The organism is Candidatus Gracilibacteria bacterium, from assembly GCA_010119145.1.
In the GTDB taxonomy this organism is placed as follows: Bacteria; Patescibacteriota; Gracilibacteria; order BD1-5; family UBA6164; genus JAACSU01.
On sequence record JAACSU010000021.1, the window covers coordinates 1 to 2459 of the forward strand.

At 27.8% G+C, this 2459-nt stretch carries 3 protein-coding genes; 2 read left to right on the top strand and 1 reads right to left on the bottom strand.

What is annotated here, in order from left to right; translation table 25 throughout:
* Positions 1–489: 489 nt before the first annotated feature.
* Both lepB and GW846_06395 read left to right on the top strand, forming a co-directional pair.
* Positions 490–966 carry a signal peptidase I gene (gene lepB / locus GW846_06390; protein ID NDK10373.1) on the top strand — a complete coding sequence of 159 codons (477 nt, stop codon included), beginning with the start codon at positions 490–492 and terminating at the stop codon, positions 964–966.
* 95 nt (positions 967–1061) lie between these two features.
* Positions 1062–1889: a hypothetical protein gene (locus GW846_06395; protein NDK10374.1), complete on the top strand. Its 828-nt coding sequence runs from the start codon at positions 1062–1064 to the stop codon at positions 1887–1889.
* Between the two features lie 316 nt (positions 1890–2205).
* Here GW846_06395 and GW846_06400 read toward each other — a convergent pair.
* The coding region (locus GW846_06400) for a DUF4145 domain-containing protein (protein NDK10375.1) at positions 2206–2459 on the bottom strand (254 nt) is incomplete at its 5' end.

The window sequence follows — 2459 nt, forward strand, 5'->3', positions numbered from 1 at the left end:
CGGTCTTGAAAAACGGGGTACTTGACAAATATAATAAAAAGCGATGGTTGGTCTGATTTAAATTATCCTAAGGATTTTAATGAAATTCGGTTAGAACAGGGAACGTATACTGTAATTTTTACTTTGAATAACAATGTTATCGCCTGTGATGGATTTATAATTGACTAATAAAATATGAATAAAATATTTTCTTCTATTCCTAACTTATATTTTTTTCCTTTTATTTTTGCCTTTAATACTTGGAAAAGCAAAAGAACATTAGCAGATAAGATTTTATTGCTTTGTTCAGATTTGTTTGTTTATACACCTTTATGGATTGCAGGATGGTTATTATTTTTTGGCTTATTTGGAATTGTGTTTTATCTATTTGATAAAGATTTTAAAAATGTAATCCTAATGCTGTTCTTGTTTCTTTTTTTTGGATTTATTATTCCAGGCTTCTACTTGATTAAATATTTATTAAGAGTTCACCAAATAAAAAAAATCTTTTTGATTTTACTTCCTTTTTTTGCTATTTACATAGTTGTTACTCAGTTTATTATTGCTCCATCCGGAATATCTGGTAATTCAATGTCTCCAACTTTAAAGAATAGAGATGGGATTTGGATAAAAAAATATAACAATAATTATCAAAGTGGAGATATAATTATTTTCAAATCATCTAAAAATCCTGACATAGAATATATCAGTAGATTAATTGCTTTACCGAAAGATAAAATAAAAATTCAACAAGGAAAGGTTTATCTTAATGGTAAACTTCTTCAAGAACCATACACAAAAACACCAACAAACTTATGGGAAGATGGATTTGTTAAAGAAGGAGAAGAATACAAAATCCCTGATAATGAAATTTTTGTAATGGGAGATAATCGTCCTCGATCATCAGATAGTCGTGAATTTGGATTTATTAATATCTCATTAATTATTGGTAAATATAGCAACTATAAATATTGGGAAGGAAAATAAATTAAATTGATTATATAAAAAGGATTGGTTATAGAGAATCGCTTTTATTAAAAATAAAGAAAACCTTAAAAAGGTGATCTAAACTCAAAACTTATATGGGAATGACACCGAATGGGTATAAACAATTTAGGAAAGATGGGGAAAGTCATCAAACTACTCAACGAGAAGAAAATAGGAGACTAAATATAGATATTATTGAACGACAAAAAGACAGAAAAATTCAAAATAATATTTTTTTAGTATCCATCATTGCTGTCATCGTAACTATTATTATATTTCTATTTAAAAATCAAGTTTTTAAACAGGTAGAGAGACTCACGTCGGCAAAATTAAACAATGGCCAAACATGTAATTATTTAAATATTAACGATGATGGTACTATTTTGAAAAATAAATTTGATTATTATAAATTTCCCAATGCTCAACCTAAAGAACAAGTACCAATTGATTTGCAAGAATTTTTAGTCAGTTATTATGTTTCCATTGATTTTTATGGCTATTCTTGTTATGAAAAAAAACCAACTTGTTCAAAGGATAATAGTGAATTTCAACTAACAAGTTTAGATTTAAACAGTGATGGTAAAAAAGAATACATCGTAATGCCATGGAAAGTATGTGATTGTTCAATGAGAGGGGCTTCGGGAGGTGGTGACATTCTAATTTTAAGAGAGGAAGATAATAAATATGAAATAATAGGAAACCTTTCAAAGGGAAATATTTCTAATAGTAATGGATACGTTATTTCTAAAAATAAAACAAACGGATATTATGATATTTTAGCGAACTCTCATAGTAGTGTGGCCACTGGTGATGAAGCTTTATATAAATACCAAATATTTTCCAATGGCGGAAAAACAAAAGGAAAATATGAATTTGCTTTTTCTAAATGGTACGATTTTACAAGGGTGAATAAAAAATATTAACAAATTGGTTAGTGTGAGTATAATTATTACGTATGAACAGTAAAATAGTCTGGTATGTTTTTTTTATTTTCATTGGTTTATTTTTTCTTGGTATATGTGTAGGAGTTGCACATGAGTATACGAAGGATCTTAGGGGTTGGCGTAAAACAATTGGATTTATTTTAGCCTTTATTTTTGCAGCAATTATATTTTTTTTATTCAGCGGAAATGTACCTGAATTGGGTAGATAAAATCCACGAAAATATTACCTTAAAAAAAACGAGAAATATAATTAAATTGATGGTTATCTGATTAAGGATTCAACTCATTACTATATCTAGACTCTTTTCCATTTGCCTTCCAAAATTTGTCTTGAAGTTTTGGCTTGTTTAGGTAAAATGTATAGACTTCTAAAAACATCTTCAATAATATCTATACACAAAGATAAATCATCAGGATGATGTTTTTTAATCTCATGCGCAGCTAGGTTTCCAAAATCTTTTACTATAAGCAAAAGAGCCGCTCCGTCAGGTGTAATAATTTTTAAATTTTCCATTTTTTTTATTTTTGTCTTTATCCCTTCGACCTTAA